The sequence below is a fragment of the Bradyrhizobium sp. Leo170 genome, assembly GCF_004296405.1.
Classification (GTDB): Bacteria; Pseudomonadota; Alphaproteobacteria; order Rhizobiales; family Xanthobacteraceae; genus Bradyrhizobium.
In genome coordinates this window covers 1-2,449 of record NZ_PSRR01000610.1, presented here as the reverse complement: position 1 = coordinate 2,449, position 2,449 = coordinate 1, and the positions used below count along the sequence as shown (strand labels likewise).

Sequence of the window (2,449 nt, the reverse complement as noted above, 5' to 3'; positions counted from 1 at the left end):
CAGCGGGGAGCTGTTTGACATTTGAATCAGAAACCAAACCCACGTCGTCCCGGGCTTGACCCGGGGCCCATAACCACCGATCTGAGTTGTGGCGCGAGCAAGCGGCCCGAGTTTTCGCATCCCGAGCACCTGTGGCTATGGGTCCCGGGTCAAGCCCGGGACGACATCGAGAATGACGTGTAGAGCGGCGCACATGACCTATCTGCCCTTGCCGCGCGGCGAGCCCCAACCCGTTGACCCCGCAGCCAATTCTATGGCCTAGTCCGCCGTCTTCTAAACGGCCGAAAGGCCCCCCAAGAGCCCTGCTCCATGACCTCCGAACGTTACAACGCCCGTGAATCCGAGCCGCGCTGGCAACGCCAGTGGGACGAGAAGGCGATCTTTGCGTCGAAAAACGACGATCCGCGGCCGAAATACTATGTGCTCGAGATGTTCCCGTACCCGTCCGGGCGCATTCATATCGGCCATGTCCGGAACTACACGCTCGGCGACGTGCTGGCCCGCTACATGCGCGCCAAGGGGCTCAACGTGCTGCATCCGATGGGCTGGGACGCATTCGGCCTGCCGGCGGAGAATGCGGCGATCGAGCGCAAGGTGGCGCCGAAGGCATGGACCTACGACAACATCGCGGCGATGAAGAAGCAGCTTCGCTCGATCGGCCTGTCGCTGGACTGGTCACGCGAGTTCGCGACCTGTGACCCCAGCTACTACAAGCATCAGCAGAAGATGTTCCTGGACTTCCTGCGCGCCGGCCTCGTCGAGCGCGAAAAGCGCAAGATCAACTGGGACCCGGTCGACATGACCGTGCTCGCCAACGAGCAGGTGATCGACGGCCGCGGCTGGCGCTCCGGCGCGGTCGTCGAGCAGCGCGAGATGAACCAGTGGGTCTTCAAGATCACGAAATATTCGCAGGAGCTGCTGGACGCGCTCGACGGGCTGGATCGCTGGCCCGACAAGGTGCGGCTGATGCAGCGCAACTGGATCGGCCGCTCCGAGGGCCTCTTGATCCGCTTCGCGCTGGATCGCACAACCACGCCGGACGGCGAGCGCGAATTGAAGATTTTCACGACGCGGCCGGACACGTTGTTCGGCGCCAAGTTCATGGCGATCTCGGCGGACCATCCGCTGGCGCAGGCTGCGGCGGCGAAGGATCCGAAGCTTGCCGAGTTCATCACTGAGGTCAAACGGATCGGCACCGCGCAGGAGGTCATCGACACCGCCGAGAAGCAGGGCTTTGACACCGGCATCCGGGCGATCCATCCGTTCGATCCGAACTGGAAATTGCCGGTCTATGTCGCGAACTTCGTGCTGATGGAATACGGCACCGGCGCCATCTTCGGCTGCCCGGCGCACGACCAGCGCGACCTCGACTTCGTCAACAAATACGACCTCGGCAACACGCCTGTTGTCTGTCCGGAGGGGCAGGATCCGAAGACGTTCGTGATCACGGACACCGCCTATGACGGCGACGGCCGCATGATCAATTCGCGCTTCCTCGACGGCATGACCATCGAGCAGGCGAAGGAAGAAGTTGCGAAGCGCTTGGAGAGCGAACTCCGTGGCAACGCGCCCGTCGGCGAGCGCCAGGTGAATTTCCGCCTGCGCGACTGGGGCATTTCGCGCCAGCGCTATTGGGGCTGCCCGATCCCGATCATGCACTGCCCCAAATGCGACGTCGTGCTCGTGCCCGACAGCGCGCTGCCGGTGACGCTGCCGGAGGATGCGACCTTCGACAAGCCGGGCAATGCGCTCGACCACCATCCGACCTGGAAGCATGTCACCTGTCCGCAATGCGGCGGGCCGGCACAGCGTGAGACCGATACCATGGACACCTTCGTGGATTCGTCCTGGTATTTCGCGCGCTTCACCGATCCCTGGAACGAGACCTCGCCGACCACGCCGGCCGTCACCAACCGGATGATGCCGGTCGATCAGTATATCGGTGGCGTCGAGCACGCGATCCTGCATCTGCTCTACAGCCGCTTCTTCACCCGCGCGATGAAGGCGACCGGCCACATCGCGATGGATGAGCCGTTCGCCGGCATGTTCACGCAGGGCATGGTGGTGCACGAGACCTACCAGAAGGCCGACGGCACCTTTGTGATGCCGGCGGACGTGAAGATCGAGGTCATCGGCAGCGACCGGCGCGCCACCACGATCGACACCGGCGAGGAGGTCACGATCGGCCCGATCGAGAAGATGTCGAAGTCCAAGAAGAATACGGTCGACCCCGACGACATCATCGCGACCTATGGCGCCGACGTCGCTCGCTGGTTCATGCTGTCGGACTCGCCGCCGGATCGCGACGTGATCTGGAGCGATGAGCGGGTGCAGGGCGCGGCGCGCTTCGTGCAGCGGCTGTGGCGGCTGGTGAATGAATCCGCAGAGGTCGCGAAGGGTACGCCGGCGGCCCGGCCTGCGTCATTCGGCCCCGAGGCGACCGCCTTGC

1 protein-coding gene is annotated in these 2,449 nt (G+C 64.0%); it reads left to right on the top strand.

All coding sequences use genetic code 11. From position 1 onward, the window contains the following. Positions 1-309 precede the first annotated feature (309 nt). A partial coding sequence (gene leuS, locus CWO89_RS43120; protein ID WP_130584260.1) for a leucine--tRNA ligase occupies positions 310-2,449 on the top strand: 2,140 nt, incomplete at its 3' end.